This window comes from Streptomyces sp. NPDC001536, assembly GCF_042894505.1.
Lineage (GTDB): Bacteria > Actinomycetota > Actinomycetes > Streptomycetales > Streptomycetaceae > Streptomyces.
Genome location: NZ_JBIAVQ010000031.1, coordinates 22,330 through 39,418, shown reverse-complemented (window position 1 = coordinate 39,418; position 17,089 = coordinate 22,330). Strand labels below are relative to the sequence as shown.

17 protein-coding genes and 1 pseudogene are annotated in these 17,089 nt (G+C 70.2%); 7 read left to right on the top strand and 11 right to left on the bottom strand.

The window, feature by feature from the left end:
• The 4 genes and pseudogenes from ACFY0U_RS44655 to ACFY0U_RS44640 all read left to right on the top strand — a co-directional run.
• A pseudogene (locus ACFY0U_RS44655) lies at positions 1-162 on the top strand (serine hydroxymethyltransferase); the annotation flags it as partial.
• Positions 163-217: 55 nt separating this feature from the next.
• Positions 218-1,585 (top strand): L-serine ammonia-lyase, encoded by a 1,368-nt coding sequence (locus ACFY0U_RS44650; protein WP_388646089.1) that lies wholly within the window; start codon positions 218-220, stop codon positions 1,583-1,585.
• 101 nt (positions 1,586-1,686) lie between these two features.
• A complete protein-coding gene (locus tag ACFY0U_RS44645; protein WP_388646087.1) occupies positions 1,687-2,244 on the top strand; it encodes a glycoside hydrolase family 25 protein in 558 nt (185 codons plus the stop codon).
• 21 nt (positions 2,245-2,265) lie between these two features.
• The gene (locus ACFY0U_RS44640) at positions 2,266-2,808 is read left to right on the top strand and encodes an MOSC domain-containing protein (protein WP_388646086.1); all 543 of its coding nucleotides are present in this window, start codon (positions 2,266-2,268) and stop codon (positions 2,806-2,808) included.
• 110 nt (positions 2,809-2,918) lie between these two features.
• On the opposite strand, the gene ACFY0U_RS44635 is transcribed toward ACFY0U_RS44640, so the two are convergent.
• Together ACFY0U_RS44635 and ACFY0U_RS44630 are read right to left on the bottom strand one after the other, a co-directional pair.
• Positions 2,919-3,602 (bottom strand): NADPH-dependent F420 reductase, encoded by a 684-nt coding sequence (locus ACFY0U_RS44635; protein WP_388646091.1) that lies wholly within the window; start codon positions 3,600-3,602, stop codon positions 2,919-2,921.
• 59 nt (positions 3,603-3,661) lie between these two features.
• On the bottom strand, positions 3,662-4,660 hold the full coding sequence (locus ACFY0U_RS44630) for a zinc-dependent alcohol dehydrogenase family protein (protein WP_388646084.1): 999 nt from the start codon (positions 4,658-4,660) through the stop codon (positions 3,662-3,664).
• Positions 4,661-4,762: 102 nt separating this feature from the next.
• Between ACFY0U_RS44630 and ACFY0U_RS44625 the strand changes: the two genes are divergently transcribed.
• Positions 4,763-5,692, top strand: a complete 930-nt coding sequence (locus ACFY0U_RS44625; protein ID WP_388646082.1) for an AraC family transcriptional regulator — start codon at positions 4,763-4,765, stop codon at positions 5,690-5,692.
• Positions 5,693-5,744: 52 nt separating this feature from the next.
• Here the strand turns inward: ACFY0U_RS44625 and ACFY0U_RS44620 are convergent, their stop codons facing one another.
• Both ACFY0U_RS44620 and ACFY0U_RS44615 read right to left on the bottom strand, forming a co-directional pair.
• Positions 5,745-5,957, bottom strand: coding sequence for an EF-hand domain-containing protein (locus ACFY0U_RS44620; protein ID WP_388646080.1), 213 nt, complete (start codon positions 5,955-5,957; stop codon positions 5,745-5,747).
• A gap of 51 nt (positions 5,958-6,008) precedes the next feature.
• Complete coding sequence (locus tag ACFY0U_RS44615) at positions 6,009-6,926, bottom strand: MerR family transcriptional regulator (RefSeq protein WP_388646079.1); 918 nt, start codon at positions 6,924-6,926, stop codon at positions 6,009-6,011.
• 49 nt (positions 6,927-6,975) lie between these two features.
• On the opposite strand from ACFY0U_RS44615, the gene ACFY0U_RS44610 reads away from it, so the two are divergent.
• Positions 6,976-7,644: a GNAT family N-acetyltransferase gene (locus tag ACFY0U_RS44610; protein ID WP_388646077.1), complete on the top strand. Its 669-nt coding sequence runs from the start codon at positions 6,976-6,978 to the stop codon at positions 7,642-7,644.
• On the opposite strand, the gene ACFY0U_RS44605 is transcribed toward ACFY0U_RS44610, so the two are convergent.
• From ACFY0U_RS44605 to ACFY0U_RS44575, 7 genes are all read right to left on the bottom strand, one after another.
• Complete coding sequence (locus ACFY0U_RS44605) at positions 7,598-8,191, bottom strand: ADP-ribosyltransferase (RefSeq protein WP_388646076.1); 594 nt, start codon at positions 8,189-8,191, stop codon at positions 7,598-7,600. The genes ACFY0U_RS44610 and ACFY0U_RS44605 overlap by 47 nt on opposite strands.
• Before the next feature lie 76 nt (positions 8,192-8,267).
• Positions 8,268-9,455, bottom strand: coding sequence for a YncE family protein (locus tag ACFY0U_RS44600; protein WP_388646075.1), 1,188 nt, complete (start codon positions 9,453-9,455; stop codon positions 8,268-8,270).
• On the bottom strand, positions 9,455-10,216 hold the full coding sequence (locus ACFY0U_RS44595) for a polysaccharide deacetylase family protein (protein ID WP_388646074.1): 762 nt from the start codon (positions 10,214-10,216) through the stop codon (positions 9,455-9,457). The genes ACFY0U_RS44600 and ACFY0U_RS44595 overlap by 1 nt, the downstream gene beginning before the upstream one ends.
• 56 nt (positions 10,217-10,272) lie before the next feature.
• A complete protein-coding gene (locus tag ACFY0U_RS44590; RefSeq protein WP_388646073.1) occupies positions 10,273-10,776 on the bottom strand; it encodes an ATP-binding protein in 504 nt (167 codons plus the stop codon).
• Positions 10,777-11,063: 287 nt separating this feature from the next.
• The gene (locus ACFY0U_RS44585; protein WP_353690486.1) at positions 11,064-11,831 is read right to left on the bottom strand and encodes an enoyl-CoA hydratase-related protein; all 768 of its coding nucleotides are present in this window, start codon (positions 11,829-11,831) and stop codon (positions 11,064-11,066) included.
• A gap of 183 nt (positions 11,832-12,014) precedes the next feature.
• Positions 12,015-13,265, bottom strand: a complete 1,251-nt coding sequence (locus ACFY0U_RS44580) for an Ig-like domain-containing protein (protein WP_388646072.1) — start codon at positions 13,263-13,265, stop codon at positions 12,015-12,017.
• Positions 13,266-13,432: 167 nt separating this feature from the next.
• Positions 13,433-14,653, bottom strand: coding sequence for an Ig-like domain-containing protein (locus tag ACFY0U_RS44575; RefSeq protein ID WP_388646071.1), 1,221 nt, complete (start codon positions 14,651-14,653; stop codon positions 13,433-13,435).
• Between the two features lie 148 nt (positions 14,654-14,801).
• On the opposite strand from ACFY0U_RS44575, the gene glgX reads away from it, so the two are divergent.
• Positions 14,802-17,036, top strand: a complete 2,235-nt coding sequence (glgX, locus tag ACFY0U_RS44570; protein ID WP_388646070.1) for a glycogen debranching protein GlgX — start codon at positions 14,802-14,804, stop codon at positions 17,034-17,036.
• The last annotated feature ends 53 nt before the right edge of the window (positions 17,037-17,089 follow it).

Sequence of the window (17,089 nt, the reverse complement as noted above, 5' to 3'; positions counted from 1 at the left end):
ACCCCGGCCCTGGCCACCCGCGGCTTCACCGCCGAGGACTTCACCGAGGTCGCCGACGTCATCGCCTCCGCGCTGAAGCCGTCGTACGACGTCGAAGACCTGAAGGCCCGGGTCAAGGCACTGGCCGACAAGCACCCGCTGTACCCCGGCCTGAACAAGTAGTTCCCTGGTGGGGGCACCCGACGAGTGTGCCCCCACCCTTTCGCAAGGAGTTCCCGTGGCCATCTCGGTCTTCGACCTGTTCTCGATCGGCATCGGCCCGTCGAGCTCGCACACGGTCGGCCCGATGCGTGCGGCCCGTATGTTCGCCCGCCGTCTGCGCAACGAGGGCCTGCTGCCCTCCGTCGCCTCGGTCCGCTCGGAGCTCTACGGCTCCCTGGGCGCGACCGGTCATGGCCATGGGACGCCCAAGGCGGTGCTGCTGGGACTTGAGGGCGCGTCCCCTCGTACGGTCGACGTCGAGGGCGCGGACGACCGGGTGGCGGCGATCAAGGACGCGGGGCGTCTGAACCTGCTCGGTGAGCACGAGATCCCGTTCTCCTTCGACGACGACCTCGTACTGCACCGCCGTAAGGCACTTCCGTACCACGCGAACGGCATGACGCTGTGGGCGTACGACGCGGCGGGTGCGGAGCTGCTGTCCAAGACGTACTACTCGGTCGGCGGCGGGTTCGTCGTCGACGAGGACGCGGTGGGCGAGGACCGCATCAAGCTGGACGACACGGTCCTGAAATACCCCTTCCGCACGGGCGACGAGCTGCTGCGCCTGACGAAGGAGACGGGCCTGTCGATCTCCGCGCTGATGCTGGAGAACGAACGCTCCTGGCGCACCGAGGACGAGATCCGCGGCGGCCTGCTGGAGATCTGGCGGGTGATGCAGGCGTGCGTCTCGCGGGGCATGTCGCGGGAGGGCATCCTGCCGGGCGGGCTGCGGGTCAAGCGCCGCGCCGCCGTCACGGCACGCCAACTGCGGGCGGAGGGCGATCCGCTGGCGCACGCGATGGAGTGGATCACGCTCTACGCGATGGCGGTGAACGAGGAGAACGCGGCGGGCGGACGGGTGGTCACGGCCCCGACGAACGGCGCCGCCGGCATCATCCCGGCCGTCCTCCACTACTACATCAACTTCGTGCCGGGCGCCGACGAGGACGGGGTCGTGCGGTTCCTGCTGGCCGCGGGCGCGATCGGCATGCTCTTCAAGGAGAACGCCTCCATCTCCGGCGCCGAGGTCGGCTGCCAGGGCGAGGTCGGCTCCGCCTGCTCGATGGCGGCGGGCGCGCTCGCGGAGGTCCTCGGCGGCTCCCCGGAACAGGTCGAGAACGCCGCGGAGATCGGCATGGAGCACAACCTGGGCCTGACCTGCGACCCCGTCGGCGGCCTCGTCCAGATCCCCTGCATCGAGCGCAACGGCATGGCCGCGGTCAAGGCCGTGACCGCCGCGCGGATGGCGATGCGCGGGGACGGCTCGCACAAGGTGTCCCTGGACAAGGTCATCAAGACGATGAAGGAGACCGGGGCGGACATGTCGGTGAAGTACAAGGAGACCGCGCGGGGCGGGCTCGCCGTGAACATCATCGAGTGCTGAGTCCGGTGACCACCGGGGGCTGATGCCCATGGGGCTCAAGGTATGGGGTATACGGGGTACTCCAACTCCTGTCCCCCCTAAGGCACTTCGAGGAGCCCCCCATGCTGCGCGGCATCGACGTCAGCTCGTACCAGTCCTCCTCCTACGACACGGACGGCCTCTCCTTCGTCTTCATCAAGGCGACGGAGGGCCGCACGTACACCAACCCCAAACTGGCCGCCCAGACGAAGACGGCCCGCGACGCCGGCCTGGTCGTCGGCTACTACCACTTCCTCTGGCCCGGCAACCTCACCGCCCAGGCCGAGTACTTCGTCAGCAAGGCACCGGAGCGGGCGGGCGAGATCCTCGCGGTGGACTGGGAGACCACCGGGGACGGGACGCATGCGAGCAACACGGAGAAGGACCGGTTCATCCGGAAGGTGAAGGAGCTGCGGCCGAACAACCGGGTCGTCCTCTACTGCAACCGCAACTTTTGGCTGAACATCGACAAGACTTCCTATGCCGGTGACGCCCTCTGGATCGCCGACTACGTGACCGCGGGCAAGCCCCGCATCAAGGCGAAGTGGCGCTTCCACCAGTACACCGACGATCCGGTGGACAAGAACGTCGCGGACTTCGCGAGCAAGGCCGCGCTGCGGGAGTGGGCGAGCCAGGCCTGACCTCCATTTATGCTGCTCGGCATGGGTGGGACAGTCGCTGCGGTCAGCAGCAATGGGACGTATTCGTTCACCAAGCCGAACCGGGAGAGCGTCACGCTGATCGCCGGGATCGGGGTCGAGGGGGACGTGCATGCCGGGGAGACCGTGAAGCATCGGTTCCGGATGGAGAAGGATCCTTCGCAGCCGAATCTGCGGCAGGTGCACCTCATTCACGAGGAGTTGTTCGAGGAGGTGCGGGAGGCCGGGTTCGAGGTGGGTGCCGGGGAGCTCGGGGAGAACGTGACCACGCGGGGGATCGATCTGCTGGGGCTGCCGGTGGGGACCCGGCTGCGGCTCGGGGCACGGGCCGTGGTCGAGGTGACCGGGCTGCGGAATCCCTGTGCGCAGATCGACAACTTCCAGAAGGGGCTCATGAAGCAGGTCGTCGGGCGGGACGAGAGCGGCAAGGTGCGGTTCAGGTCCGGGATCATGAGCGTCGTTCTCGAAGGCGGCGTCGTGCGGCCCGGGGATGCCATCAAGGTCGAGCTTCCCGACGGGCCGCACGTGCCGCTGGAGATCGTCTGACGTCGGCCGGGATCCGCGGGCGCGCTCCGCAGGGGCGCGGGGAACCGCGCCACCAGCCACGACGGCGCCGCTGACGACCGACTACGCGTCACGGCACTTCCAGCGGAGCGTCAGGCGCGGAACTCCGGCTTGCGCTCCGGGCTCGCCTCCGCCAGTGCCTTCGTGACCGCCTCGACGCCCTCCCGGAGTCCGTAGACCGGCGTGTCCGGCTGCTGGCGCCAGGACTCGTCGAGGCCGCCCGCGTCGACCGTGTCGAAGCCGAGCTCGTCGATGAGGGCGCGGACCTTCGCCTTGGCCGCCGCGTCGTCGCCCGCGACCGGCAGTGCCTGGCGGTCGGGGGCGCCGGCCGGGCGGTGGCGGTCCAGGATGTCCTGGGCGTAGGTGCCGTTGAAGGCCTTGATCACGGGATGACCGAGGTGCCGTTCCGTCCAGCGGCTCTCCGTGAGGCCCTCGTCCTCGATCCCGGCGATCCGGCCGTCGCGCTGGCGGGGGTAGTAGTTGCCGGTGTCGATGACCGCGACCCCGTCCGCCGCCTCGGCGAAGAGACCCGACGGCAGATCCGGGATCGCCTTCAGCGGGATCGTGACGACGACGACCTCCGCGCCGCGCGCCGCCTCCTCCACCGGGACGGGCGTCGCCCCCGTCTCCTTCGCCAGCTCGGTGAGCGTGTGCGGGCCGCGGGAGTTCGCGACGGACACCTCGTGGCCGAGGGCCGTGAGCCTCCGGGTCAGGTTGCCGCCGATCTGTCCCGCGCCGATGATGCCGATCTTCATGACAGGCCCCTCAAGGTCGATGCACGTGCATACGTCTGAGCACGGCAACCCGGGAGGGCCGGGGGGTATTCCGGACGGCCTCAGATCCGTACGACGATCTTCCCCGTGTGCCGGTTCGACTCCATCAGGCGGTGGGCGTCCCGGATGCGGTCCAGCCCGTCGAAGACCTCGGCGACCACCGGCCGGAAGCCCCCGTCCGCCAGCCCCGCGTTGAGGAACGCCGTCGAGCGGCGGCGGCCGCCCGGTGTCGCGGTGAGGGTCATGTTGGCGTACGTGTGGATCGTGAACGGCCAGTTCCAGGGGATCTCGGCGGGACTGCGGTCCAGCCAGCCGTAGACCAGGACCGTTCCGCCCTCCGCGAGCGCTTCGGCCAGCGGACGGAAACCGGGACCGCCGATCGCGTCGAAGATCACCTCGGCGCCCCGGCCGCCGGTGAGCCGCCTGACCTCCTTGGCGACCGTCTCGGCGTCACCGCCGGAGACGATCACCTCCGCCGCCCCCGCCTCCAGCAGCCCCTGCCGCTTCGCCTCCGTACGCGTCGTCACCAGCGGAATCGCGCCGATGCGCCGCGCGACCTGGATCGCCGCGGTGCCGACCCCGCTGGAGGCGCCCGTGATCAGGACGTGGTCGCCGGGCCGCAGTCCGGCCGTCTCCAGGAGGCCGCCGTACGCCGTGGTGTACGTCAGCCAGGACGCCGCCCCCGTGACGGCGTCCACGGAGGCGGGGCGGGCCAGCACCGCGCTCTCGGGCAGCACGATCCGCTCCGCGTACACCCCCTGTGCGCTCATCTCGATGCCGGGTCCGGTCGTCACCGGGTCACCGACGGCGAGTTCGGTGACGCCCTCGCCGATCGCCTCGACGACACCGGCGGCCTCGTAGCCGAGCCGGGAGGCCGGGAGGGCGGCCTGGTAGTAGTAGGTGCCCGAGCGGAAGAGGGCCTCGGCGCGGTTGAGGCCCAACGCCTCGACGCGTACGGCGACTTGACCGGGGCCCGGCGCGGGCACGGTCACGTCCTCGATCTTCAGGACCTCAGGTCCGCCGATTTCATGAAAGAGCACGGTACGTGCGGTGGTTGACATGGCGTCCACGCTAGGAGCCCGGGACGAGACGATCCATGTCCGCCGGTCTCCCTTTCCTGTCCGTACGTCTCCCTCCCCCAACTCCCCGCTACGGTTGGGGACATGGACGTACTCAGCGACGCGATCGCCGCGATGCGCGCCGGCCGGCCGCACTCGGGGCGCCGGGACAAGTACGCGCCCTGGGGGATGCGGATCGAGGACTCGGAGGGCGCCGGGTTCCATGTGGTGCTGCGGGGTTCGGCCTGGCTGATCCCCGCGGTGGGCGAGCCGGTGGCGCTCGGGCCGGGGGACGTGGTGTTCCTGGCGCACGGGCGGGGGTACGCGCTGGCGAGCGGTCTGGACGTGGAGCCGGAGGTCGTACGGATGAACCCGGACGGGAGTCCGCCGCCCGAACCCCCCTCCCCCGCACGCGAGTCCACGGCGGCCCCCGACACCGTCATGCTGTGCGGCGCCTACTGGCTGGACCGCAGCCGGGCGCACCCCCTGCTGTCCGAGCTGCCGGAGGTGGTGCATCTGCCCGCCAGGGTCGGCACCCACCGGTCACTTCGGGCGGCGGTGGAGCTGCTGGGCGCGGAGCTGGCGGAACCGCAGCCGGGGTCGGACACCATCGTCTCCTCGCTCCTCGACACCCTGCTGCTCTACATCCTGCGCGCCTGGTGGCAGGGCCAGGCGCACACCGGCGGGCACCCCACCGGCTGGGCCGCCGCGCTCGCCGACCCCGCGGTGGCGGCGGCGCTCCAGGCCATCCACGCCGCCCCGGACCGCCCCTGGACGGTGGAGGAACTCGGCGCCCACGGCGGCCTGTCCCGCGCGGCCTTCTCCCGGCGGTTCACCGCGCTCGTGGGGCGCCCGCCGCTGACGTATCTGACGTGGTGGCGCATGACGACCGCCGGCCGGCTGCTCCGCGAGGACGACCTGCCACTGCGCCTGGTCGCCCAACGCACCGGCTACACCTCGGAGTTCGCCTTCGCCAAGGCCTTCAAGAGGGAGTACGGGGTGGCGCCGGGGCAGTACCGGAGGAAGGCGTCCTAGCAGGCGAAGGGGGCGCCCGGAGCCGAAGCCGGGTGCCCCCCTTCCGGGTACGTCACTTGCTCAGGTACGCCCAGAACTCGTCGAAGGACAGCACCTTGTCGCCGTTGAGGTCACGGCTCTTGATGATCACCTCGGCGACCGCCTCGGTGACGTTCCAGTCGCCTTGCTGGGCGAGGGCGGTCTTGAACTCGGCCGCGGTGATGAAGCCGTCACCGTCCGTGTCGATCCGCTCGAAGTGCTTGCGTGCCTCGTCGATGTCCGCCACCGATCCGCCCCTTTTTCTTCGTTCCTTGCCGTCTTACTGACGGAGGTCAGGTTATCCGGCGATCCGAGCACGCAGCGCGGCGACCACCCACGCGAACTCCTCCTCGTACGACGGCTGGGGTTCGAGGCCGTTCACGACGGCCGACAGCTCGCGGTACCGGGCGAGCCGCAGGTTCGTTCCCGCCTCAAGGCGCTTGAGCACCTCGGCCCGGTCGGCGTCCCCGAGCAGACCGGCCAGCAGCTCGTCCGCCTCCGGCGCCTCGGGGGCGAGCCCCCGCCGCCGTGCCTCCCCCGCCAGCTGGACGAGCCGGCTCATGAACCACAGGGACGTCCCGGCCGGGACGTCGGGCCCGCGGTCCGCCGCGTTGAACTCGATCGCCCTGCGCATCAGCGCCCGGAACTCCGGGTCCTGGATGAGTTCGGCCAGCTCCACCCACGCGTCCACCTGCTCGGGGCTGGGGTCGTCCGGCAGGTTGGCCGCCCCGGCGAACCGCAGCCGGGTGCGGATGTCGGGATCCGCCGTGTCGAGCCCCTCGAAGATCTCCGCCATGAAGTCCTCGATGATCCTGCGCCGCTCTGCGGCCGACAGCCGCGCCAGCTTGTTCATCAGTGTCATCTCCTCCGCGGTCGACCCGCGTCGCGCAACGGTCGACAGCACCGCACGGGTCACCTTCAGCGAGCGGATCTGCGCGTCCAGCGCCACCACATGCGCCGCCGCGACCTCCGCCACCGTCCGCTCCCCGTCCAGCACCTTGCGCACGTCCACCAGACCGAGGCCCAGCTCGCGCAGGGTGCGGATCAGTTCGAGGCGGGCGGCGGACTCCGCGTCGTAGAGGCGGTAGCCGCCGTCCGAGCGGGTCACCGGCGCGAGCACGCCCTCGTCGGACCAGTAACGGATGGTCCTCACGGTCAGGCCGGTGGCCCTCGCCAGCTCGCCGATGGTGAGAAGTCCGGTGCCGTCGTCGATCATGTCTGCGAGTCTGGGCCTTCCAGTGGGTGGAGACTCAAGGAGCGGTGTGGTGGAGACTCTGCGGGACATTCTCGACGCGGCCGCCGTGGGTGTCTTCCCGCCGCCGGACGGCCGGACGACCGTCGTGCCGCAGGCCGCCGACCGGGACGCGGGGGTGCTCGCCTTCACCGCGCACTCGGTCGTCTTCACGGACGAGGATCCGCGGTGGGTGCACGACACGTTGGCGGCGCTGGAGTGCGATCCGCTGGCCGCGACCATGAACCCGGGGTTCCTGGCGGCCTTCATGGCGCGGACGGGGCGTACGGCCGAGACCATCGACGCGATGTTCGTCGGCTCGCCGCTGCCGGGACGGCCTCCGCTCGCGCTGACGGAGATCCAGGACGCCGGGCACCCGCGCATCGCGTACGCCCGTCGTCGCCGTGACGACGTACGGGCCTGGACGACCGACGGCGGGGTGCTGGTCGCGGGGCGCGGGATCGGCGGCCGGCTGGAGGTCTCGCTGGAGGTGGACGAGGACGTACGGCACCGGGGGCTGGGGCGTCTGCTCCTGACCGCCGCCCGGCATCTCGTCGAGGAGCCGCTGTGGGCCCAGGTCGCCCCGGGGAACGCCCGCAGCACACGGGCGTTCCAGGCGGCGGGCTACCGGCCCGTCGGCGCGGAGGCGCTGCTGCTCAGTGCCAGGCCTCGAAGTGCGGATTGCTCTGACAGCCGCTCATGATCTCGGTCTTGGTGGTCTTGTTCACCGGGCAGACCCCGACGACGTACTTCCGATCGATGCCGCCGGGGAAGGCGACCTCGACCTGATCGGCCCACTTGTGGGTGTCGCCGATGGTCTTGTTCACGTCCACGCCTCCGGGGGCGTCGATGTAGTAGTTGTAGCCGGACTTCCACCACGTCTTGTACAGGTCGTGGTCGTACGTCGTGGAGACGTACGGGGAGGGCTGGTTGACCAGGACGTACTTCTCGATGTCGTACTGGCCGTTGATGACGTCCTTGGGCTTGAAGCCCTCCGCGAAGACGATCTCGGGGCCACGGCCGTCGCTGCGGTAGAGGGTGCCGCAGGTCTTGCGCCAGACCGGGTCCGGGGCGATGCGGTCGACCTCGACGCGCTTGTCGACGGCCGCCTTGATCGGGTCGTCGAACTGGACGGGACAGTCGCGCGGGGCGGGGGCCTTCGCGGGAGCGGCGGCCGCCGTGGTCGCGAAGACGGCGGCCAGGGACAGGACGGCGGCAGCGGCCCGCCGCCGCAGCTGAATTGTGATCATGGGGAGCACAATTCCGGTTCTGCGGCGGCGGGTTGTGGATCATCACTCGTACGGCGGCGTGTCAACTGAACGGGTGTCAGCGGAAGATGCCGGTGTGGCCGAGCGAGTAGCGCCCCGGCTGCGGGTACACCGCGAGTCCGTGCGGGCCGCTGCCCACCGGGATCCGGGCCAGCTGCTTGCCGGTGCGGGTGTCGATGGCGTACACCTCGGCGTCGTAACGCCCCGACAGCCACAGCACCTTGCCGTCGGCCGAGACTCCGCCCATGTCGGGGCTGCCGCCGTCGGGCAGATGCCACTTCCTGGTGACCTTGTCCTGGGCGAAGTCCCAGACGGAGACGGTTCCCTCGCCGCGGTTGGAGACGTACATCTCGCGGGAGTCGCGGCTGACGTACAGACCGTGGCAGCCCTTTCCGGTGGGCAGCAGCTTGGGCTTGCCGAATGTGTCGCCGTCCAGGACCCACATGCCGTCGGCCATCATGTCGGCGACGTAGAACCGCTTCCCGTCGGGCGAGATCTTCACGTCCTGCGGCATGGCTCCCTCGAAGGGGAGTTTCTGCTGCCCGATCACCTTCATCTTCTCGGTGTCGACCTTGAGCAGTTCGCCGCTGAACTCGCAGGAGACGATGAAGTACTTGCCGTCGCGGGAGAAGTCGGCGTGGTTGACGCCGTAGCAGGTGACCGGTTCGGTCTTGATCCGCTTCATGGTGTGCGGGTCACGGAAGACGAGTTCGCGGTCGAGGGAGGCCATCACGACGGCGTACTTGCCGTTGGGCGTGAAGTAGAGGTTGTACGGGTCGTGCACCTCGACCGGCTTGCCCGCCTTCCCCGTCTTCGGGTCGATGGGGGTGAGCGTGTGGCCGCGGTTGTTGTTCACCCAGAGGGTCTTCATGTCCCAGGAGGGGACGACGTGTTGGGGCTGCCGGCCGACGCGGATCGTCTCGATGATCTTGTACGTCTTCGGGTCGATGACGGAGACCGTGTCGGACTCGGTGTTGGGGACGTAGACCCGGGACGGGAAGTCCTTGACCACCGGCGAGAGCTTGTTCGGGCGGTCGGCGGCGTACACGTCCTGCGGGTCGAGGACCGGCGGCATGCCGGGCAGTCCCTGGACGGGCTTCTTCTTCGGCGGGGCGGGGACGGCCGCGGCCTTCGTGGCGCGGTGCTCCGAGGAGGCGTGGTCCCGGGTCTCGGTGCCGCAGGCGGCGAGAGCGGCGAGTACGGCGCCCGCGGCCAGGGTGTGCTTGACGAGATTCGTGCGGTGCATCAGCTGAACAACTCCGTGGTGGTCACGGCGGCCAGGCCGCGGCGGTCGAGTTCTTCCAGTACGGCGGGGAGGGCGGCGACCGTGTCGGCGTACCCGAAGTGCAGGCTCACCACGGACCCGTTGCGGATCTCGCCGAGGACCTTGCGGGTGACGGCGGGGGCGCCGGGCGAGGTGAAGTCGAGGGAGTCGACGTCGTACGACAGGACGTGCGGATAGCCGGCGTTGCGGGCCAGCCGCTCGACGAGCGGTGAGGCGAGCGCGGCGCGCGAGGGCCGGAACCAGCTGCCGATCGAGCCGGTGAGCCGCCTCAGCCGCTCGGCGCAGCCGTCGATCTCGGCCCGGGCGTCGGCCTCGGACATCTCGTTGATGCCGAGGTGGTGGAGGGTGTGGTTGCCGAGGTCATGGCCACCGTCGAGGATGCGGCGAGCGATCCCGGGGTGCTCGTCGAGCCAGGTGCCGACGGCGAGGACGGTGACACGGGCCCCGGCCCGCTCTGCCTCGCGCAGGAGGGCTCGGGCGGTGGCGGGGTCGCCGTTGCCGTGGAAGGTGAGGGCCACGCGGGGGCGGGTGCGGGGGCCGTGGGCGAGTTGGGCGGGCCGGCCGGGGAGCCGGCGGGGGCCGGGTGCGGGCGGTGGCTTGGCCGGTGCGCGGGAGTGGGCGGGGTGGGCGACGGCGCCGCTGGTGGCACACCCGGCGGTGAGGACGAGTCCGGCGCTGAGGCGCAGCACGGCCCGACGATCGGTCGTGGTCACCCGCCCCATTTAAGGGGGATTGAGGGAGAAAACCCGCGATTGAGCCGTTCGGCGGACCTACCGGATCAGCGGTCCGCGACCCTCATCTCGAACCATGTGGTCTTTCCGCGGGGCAGCAGATCGACTCCCCACCGGTCGGACAGCTTGTCCACCAGGAAGAGTCCCCGGCCGCTGACGTCCATCTCCTGGACCGGCATCAGACAGGGCAGCCCACGGGAGGGATCACGCACCTCGACCCGGATCCACCCACGGCGACGCCGCATCCGGAGCCCGAAGACCCGGGCCCCGGTGTGACGCACCGCATTGCCCACGAGTTCGGAGACGAGTAAAACGGCGTCCTCGGTCATCTTCGGGGTGAGCCCCCACTGACGCAGGACCACGACCTGGGTCAGTCGCCGCGCGGCCGCGGCGGACTCGGGACGCGAGGGGAGCGGAACCTCTGCCTCGGTCGGGTTGCCGAACAACTCCAGCGCCTTGAGCGCGTGTTCGTCCTCGACCGTCGGCGACCAGCGCGCCGCGGTCGCACGGCCGTGTCCCCGCGGCTGTTCGATACCCTCCAGCCCCGCCATGCCCCCATCATGGCCGCACCGGGCGCCTTCCGGGGTCGTCTCTGCGGAATACGCCCCCCGGAATCCACCATTCCGCTGGTTCCGATCGGCATATGCCAACGGCATTTCAGGGCTTGAAGCAGCCCTGCTGACCTGCGACGGAGGCTCGGCTGGAGGCAATCGACGGCTCCCTCGGCAAGGCAGACTTAAGGTTGCCTTAAGGCTCCCATAAACCGCCCCATCGAGGGACCCGGATCAGACATCCCGTCAACAGCAAGTGGTTCAGGCGAGTTTCCGCACGACTTTCCTCACAGGAACTTCGCCTTGCCAGGGCCTTCCTCGACGAAGCTGCGCATACCGGTCTCGCGGTCCGCGGTGGCGAACAGGCCCGCGAACCAGTTCCGTTCGACGGCCAGTCCGGTGTCGATGTCGGTCTCCAGTCCGGTGTCGATGGACTCCTTCGCGGCGCGCAGCGCGATCGCCGGACCCTGCGCGAGCTTGGCCGCCCAGGCATGCGCCTCGGTGTACACGTCGGCGGCCGGGACGACCCGGTCCACCAGGCCCAGCCTCTCGGCCTCGTCGGCCTTGACCATCCGGCCGGTGAAGATGAGGTCCTTCGCCTTGGACGGGCCGATGAGCCGGGCGAGCCGCTGGGTGCCGCCGGCGCCCGGGATCAGACCGAGCAGGATCTCGGGCTGGCCCAGCTTGGCGTTGTCGGCGGCGATCCGGAAGTCCGCGCACAACGCCAGTTCGCAACCGCCGCCCAGCGCGTAGCCGGTGACGGCCGCGACGACCGGCTTGGGGATGCGGGCCACCGCCGTGAACGAGTCCTGGAGGGCGCGGGCGCGCAGGACCATCGCCGTGTGGTCCATGGCCTGCATCTCCTTGATGTCCGCGCCCGCCGCGAACACCTTCTCCCCGCCGTAGATCACCACGGCCCGCACGTCCTCGCGGCGCGTGGCCTCCTCGGCGAGCTCCTTGAGCCGGTCCTGGACGGCGATGTCCAGCGCGTTCATGGGCGGGCGGTCGAGCCGAATGGTGCCGACGCCGTCGGCCACTTCGAGAGTCACGGTCATGGCAGCAGGTTAACGGGGATTAACGGCGGCAGGTTCGGTGCGGTGGGTCACATCCGGCCGGGGGTCTGGGGGTTGCCCCCAGGCAGACACAGCACGGCCACTAACGACAACAGCCCCGGTGCAGTAGCTCACACCGGGGCCGTACATCGTCGTAGCCGCCTCAAATCGAAGCCTTCGTAAGGCTTACGCCTTCCACTTCTCCCACGACAGGTTCCAGCCGTTCAGGCCGTTCGCCGGGTCGACCGTCGGGTCGGTGGAGTTCTTCACGGTGACCACGTCGCCGATCATCGAGTTGTTGAAGAACCACGCGGCCGGCACCGAGCCGTCGTAGCCGCCGCGGACGTCGCGCAGACCGATGCAGCCGTGGCTGGCGTTGTAGTTGCCGAAGGCGTCGCCGCCCCAGTAGTTGCCGTGCACGAAGGTGCCGGAGTTGGTCAGCCGCATGGCGTGCGGGACGTCCTTGATGTCGTACTCGCCGTCGTAGCCGACGGTGTCGCCGTTCATCCGGGTCACCGTGAACTTCTCGCTGATGACCATCTGGCCGTTCCAGGTGGCGTAGCCGGGCTTGCCGGTCGTGACCGGGATGGTCTTGTAGAGCTTGCCGTCCCGCATGACCTTCATCGTGTGCTTCTTGGCGTCCACGATGGAGACCTGGCTGCGGCCGATGGTGAAGGACACGGTCTTGGACTGCTTGCCGTAGACGCCGTCGCGGCCCTCGACGCCGTCCAGGTTCAGCTCGACGGTGACCTTGGTGCCGGCCTTCCAGTACTTCTCGGGACGGAAGTCGAGGCGGTCGTTGCCGAACCAGTGGCCCGCGACCTCGACGGCCGGCTCGGTCTTGACGGTGATGGCCTTCTCGACGTCCTCGGGCTTGGTGATGCCCCGGGTGAAGCGGAGGGAGAAGGGCATTCCGACGCCGACCTTGGAGCCGTCCTCGGGCGTGAAGGTGCCGATGAAGGTGTTCTTCGGCGTCAGGGTGGTGAAGCTGGAGTCCTCGGCGGCCTCACGGCCCTCGGAGTCCTTGGCGACCGCGTGCACCGTGTACTTGGTGGCGGCGGCCAGATGGCTGGACGGCGTCCAGGAGGCGCCGTCGGCGGATATCGCGCCGTCGATCTTCTCGCCCTTGGAGTCCTTGACCTCGACCGTGGTCAGCTTGCCCTTGTCGGCACCGATCTTGAGGGCCCCGCTCGTCTCGACGGACTTGGCGCCGTCCTTGGGGGCGATGGAGACGACGGCCACCGACTGCTTGCTCTGCGCGGTGCCCGCGTCCTGGCCCTTGCCGGAGCCGGAGCCGGACTCGGAGTCCGAGCCCCCGCCGCCTCCCCCGCACGCGGTGACGGCGGTCAGCATGACCCCCAGCAACAGCGCCGCCACTCGCTTACGGCCACGCCCGCGTGCGTCAACCGACGCCCCCGATATCGGTCGCACGTTCAAGATCTTTTCTCCCCTCGCCGGGCCCGGTCCCAGGCCCGCAACCCCTGCGCGTCCCGCGCGTCCGGCGATATTAACCGCAAGATCAGGCCCGTCGGCGGGGTGCGATTGTCACCGTTCGGTCCCAACTGCGCCCGCTCGACCGGGGCCCGACCCCGCCCCCCACCTGGCTACTTCACCGCACTGCCCGCCTTCCACTCCTTCCAGCTCATATTCCACCCTCCGAGGCCGTTGTCAGGAGCGACCTTTTTGTCATTGCTGTGGACGACCTCCACGACGTCCCCGATGAGGCTGCGGTCGAAGAACCAGCCCGCCGGGGTGTCCGAACTGCCCCCCTTCACATCCCTCAGACCCACACAGCCGTGGCTGACATTGACCTTGCCGGGGGCGTCCGGCGCCCAGTAGTTGCCGTGCAGGAAGGTGCCGGAGCCGGTCAGGCGCATGGCGTGCGGGACGTCCGGGATGTCGTACTCGCCGCCGAAGCCGACCGTGCGGCTGTTCATACGGGTGACCTCGAGCATCTCGGAGACAACCATCTTGCCGTTGTACGTGGTCGTCCTGGGGGCGCCCGCCGTGATCGGCACGGTCGCGAGCAGTTCGCCGTCGCGCCGCACCTGCATGGTGTGCTTGGCCGCGTCGACCAGGGAGACCTGGCTGCGGCCGACGGTGAAGGAGAACGTCTTGTACTGCAACCCGTAGACCCCGGGCGCCCCTTCGACGTCCCGGAGCCTGAGCGCGACGGTGACCTGGGTGCCGGGCTTCCAGTAGCGCTCGGGGCGGAAGTCGAGGCGGCCCTTGCCGAACCAGTGCGGGCGGATCTCGACGGGCGGCTTGGACGTGACGTGGACGGCGCGTTCGACGGCGGTGCGGTCCTCGATCTCCCGGTTGAACTCCAGGGAGACGATCATTCCGGTGCCGACCGTGGAGCGGTTCTCCGGGCTGACGTAGCCGATGAAGCGCTCGTCGGGGACGTACGTGGTGAAGGTGGTGTGCCGGGCGGAGCGGCGCCCGTGGCCGTCCAGGGCCACCACGTCGACGGTGTACTTGGCGGCGAGCGCGAGCCGCGGCTCGTCGGGTTCCCAGCGCAGGCCGTCGTCGGAGATGTGCCCGGGCACCGGGGTGTCCTGCGCGTCCTGCGACTTGACGACCTCGACCGACTCCAGCCGCCCGCTGGGCACGCGGACGCGGAACCGGCTGTCCGGCCGGACGCCCTCGCTGCCGTCGTCGGGCAGGACGCGGATGACGTCCTCGGGGGCGGGGGGCTTGCCCAGCCCGCCGAAATCGATCCCTCCCGTGGATCCGGAAGTGCAGCCGGCCAGCAGTCCGGCCCATGTCAATACGGCGGCCAGTGCGGCCCCTGCGCGCCGAGCGCGCCCTTGTACGTGCCTCACACCGCACCCAACGACGCGGCCCGCCCTGGGGAAACGTGAGTGCGAGCCCGGCTCTGGGCAGAACAGTGGGGAGAAGGACCGGAGGGGGTCCCGGCCGGGACGCCGTACGCCCTTTCGCCGGTCGTTCCGTGAGCCGTGGGAGGCCTAGGTGTCCAGCGCAGCCGAGCAGGAGGCGGTGGCCGAGGGAACGCGTCCGGCCGCCGCCGTCAATGGCGCGCGGCCTGCGGCGCCGCCGCCGGTCCCCGTGTGGCCGGGTGCGCCGACGCCGCTCGGGTCCCGGTTCCGGGTGGGGCCGGACGGGGTCGCGGGCACCAACTTCGCGCTGTGGGCGGGCGGGGCGGAGGGTGTCGAGCTGTGCCTGTTCGACGAGCGGGGCAAGGAGACACGGGCGCGGCTGACCGAGCTGACGCACGAGATCTGGCACGGCTTCGTGCCGGGTGTGATGCCCGGACAGCGGTACGGCTACCGGGTGCACGGCCGCTGGGACCCGTGGACCGGCGGCCGCTGGAACCCGGCGAAGCTGCTCCTTGACCCGTACGCCCGCGCGGTGGACGGCGACTTCAGTCTGCCGCCCGAGGTGTACGGGCATGTCCGCGACTGGCCGCAGCAGCAGGTCGCCGACACCGTGCGCGACGAACGGGACTCGGCGCCGTACGTCCCCAAGGGTGTCGTCGTCCACGATGACGACGACTGGGCGGACGACCGGCGCCCCAAGACACCGTGGGCGGACTCCGTCATCTACGAGCTGCATGTGCGCGGCTTCACGAAGCTGCACCCGGGGATACCCGAGGACCTGCGCGGCACCTACGCCGGGCTGGCGCATCCGGCGGCCATCGAGCACCTGGTGAAGCTGGGCGTCACGGCGGTGGAGCTGCTCCCCGTCCATCAGTTCGCCCACGAGGACCACCTGTTGCGGCGGGGCCTGAAGAACTACTGGGGCTACAACTCCATCGGCTACTTCGCCCCGCACGCCGGCTACGCCGCCTCCGGTACGACAGGCCAGCAGGTCGGCGAGTTCAAGCGCATGGTGCGCGCGCTGCACGCGGCCGGGATCGAGGTCATCCTCGACGTGGTCTACAACCACACGGCGGAGGCGGGCGAGTTGGGCCCGACGCTGTCGCTGAAGGGCATCGACAACCGGGGGTACTACCGGTTGCAGTCGGACGCGCGCAGGTACGCCGACTACACGGGCTGCGGCAACACCCTGCATGTGGTGCAGCCGCATGTCCTGCGTCTCATCACCGACTCCCTGCGCTACTGGGTCACGGAGATGGGCGTCGACGGCTTCCGCTTCGACCTGGCCGCCGCGCTGGCCCGCTCGATGCACGACGTCGACATGCTGTCCCCGTTCCTGGCGGTGATCGCCCAGGACCCGGTGCTGCGCCGGGTGAAGCTGATCGCCGAGCCGTGGGACGTGGGGTCGGGCGGGTATCAGGTCGGCGCCTTCCCGCCCCTGTGGACGGAGTGGAACGACCGGTACCGCAACGCCGTACGGGATTTCTGGCGGGGCGCGCTGCCGGACGTGCGGGATCTCGGCTACCGCCTCTCGGGCTCCAGCGACCTCTACGCCTGGGGCGGCCGGCGTCCGTACGCCTCGGTCAACTTCGTGACCGCGCACGACGGTTTCACGCTGCGGGACATGGTGTCCTACGAGCGCAAGCACAACGAGGCCAACGGCGAGGGCAACCGGGACGGCTCCAACGACAACCGCTCATGGAACTGCGGGGCGGAGGGCGAGACCGACGACGAGCGGGTACGGGGGCTCAGGCGCCGCCAGCTGCGGAACCTGCTGACGACGCTGCTGCTGTCGACGGGGGTGCCGATGCTGGTCGCCGGCGACGAACTGGGGCGCACCCAGCGCGGCAACAACAACGCGTACTGCCAGGACAACGAGATCAGCTGGCTGGACTGGGAGCTGCTCGAACAGCCGGGTTGGAAGGCCCTGTTCGACCTGACATCGAGGCTCATCGCACTACGGCACCAACACCCGGTCCTGCGCCGCCGGGCCTTCTTCTCCGGACGCGCCCACTCCGCGGACGGGCTGCGGGACCTGGCCTGGTTCACCGCGCGGGGCTCCGAGATGACGGAACGCGACTGGTACGCGCCGGCGGCCACCCTCGGCATGTACCTCTCCGGCCGCGACATCCCGGGCCGCGACGAACGGGGCGCCCCGATCCTCGACGACAGCTTCCTCGCCGTCCTGCACGCCGGAGACCGCCCGGCGAGCTTCGTCCTGCCGGGACCGCCGTGGGCGGAGCGGTACGAGGTTGTGGTGGACACGGCGCGGGAGGACCAGGGGGAGGCACCGGGGGTCGTGCACCGGGCGGGGGCGTCGATCACGGTGCCGGCGCGGGCGGTGTTGCTGCTGAAGGTGGCGGGGTGAGGCGGAAGGCGCCGGGGGAGATTGCAGTCCCATGAACAGCGCATGTGATCGCT

Excerpts from the sequence above, each read along its gene's own strand:
- ACFY0U_RS44640 (WP_388646086.1), top strand. The coding sequence starts at position 2,266 with ATGGGTGGGACAGTCGCTGCGGTCAGCAGCAATGGGACGTATTCGTTC.
- ACFY0U_RS44590 (WP_388646073.1), bottom strand. The coding sequence starts at position 10,776 with ATGGCGGGGCTGGAGGGTATCGAACAGCCGCGGGGACACGGCCGTGCG.
- ACFY0U_RS44600 (WP_388646075.1), bottom strand. The coding sequence starts at position 9,455 with ATGCACCGCACGAATCTCGTCAAGCACACCCTGGCCGCGGGCGCCGTA.
- ACFY0U_RS44595 (WP_388646074.1), bottom strand. The coding sequence starts at position 10,216 with ATGGGGCGGGTGACCACGACCGATCGTCGGGCCGTGCTGCGCCTCAGC.
- ACFY0U_RS44605 (WP_388646076.1), bottom strand. The coding sequence starts at position 8,191 with ATGATCACAATTCAGCTGCGGCGGCGGGCCGCTGCCGCCGTCCTGTCC.
- ACFY0U_RS44625 (WP_388646082.1), top strand. The coding sequence starts at position 4,763 with ATGGACGTACTCAGCGACGCGATCGCCGCGATGCGCGCCGGCCGGCCG.
- ACFY0U_RS44630 (WP_388646084.1), bottom strand. The coding sequence starts at position 4,660 with ATGTCAACCACCGCACGTACCGTGCTCTTTCATGAAATCGGCGGACCT.
- ACFY0U_RS44585 (WP_353690486.1), bottom strand. The coding sequence starts at position 11,831 with ATGACCGTGACTCTCGAAGTGGCCGACGGCGTCGGCACCATTCGGCTC.
- ACFY0U_RS44645 (WP_388646087.1), top strand. The coding sequence starts at position 1,687 with ATGCTGCGCGGCATCGACGTCAGCTCGTACCAGTCCTCCTCCTACGAC.
- ACFY0U_RS44615 (WP_388646079.1), bottom strand. The coding sequence starts at position 6,926 with ATGATCGACGACGGCACCGGACTTCTCACCATCGGCGAGCTGGCGAGG.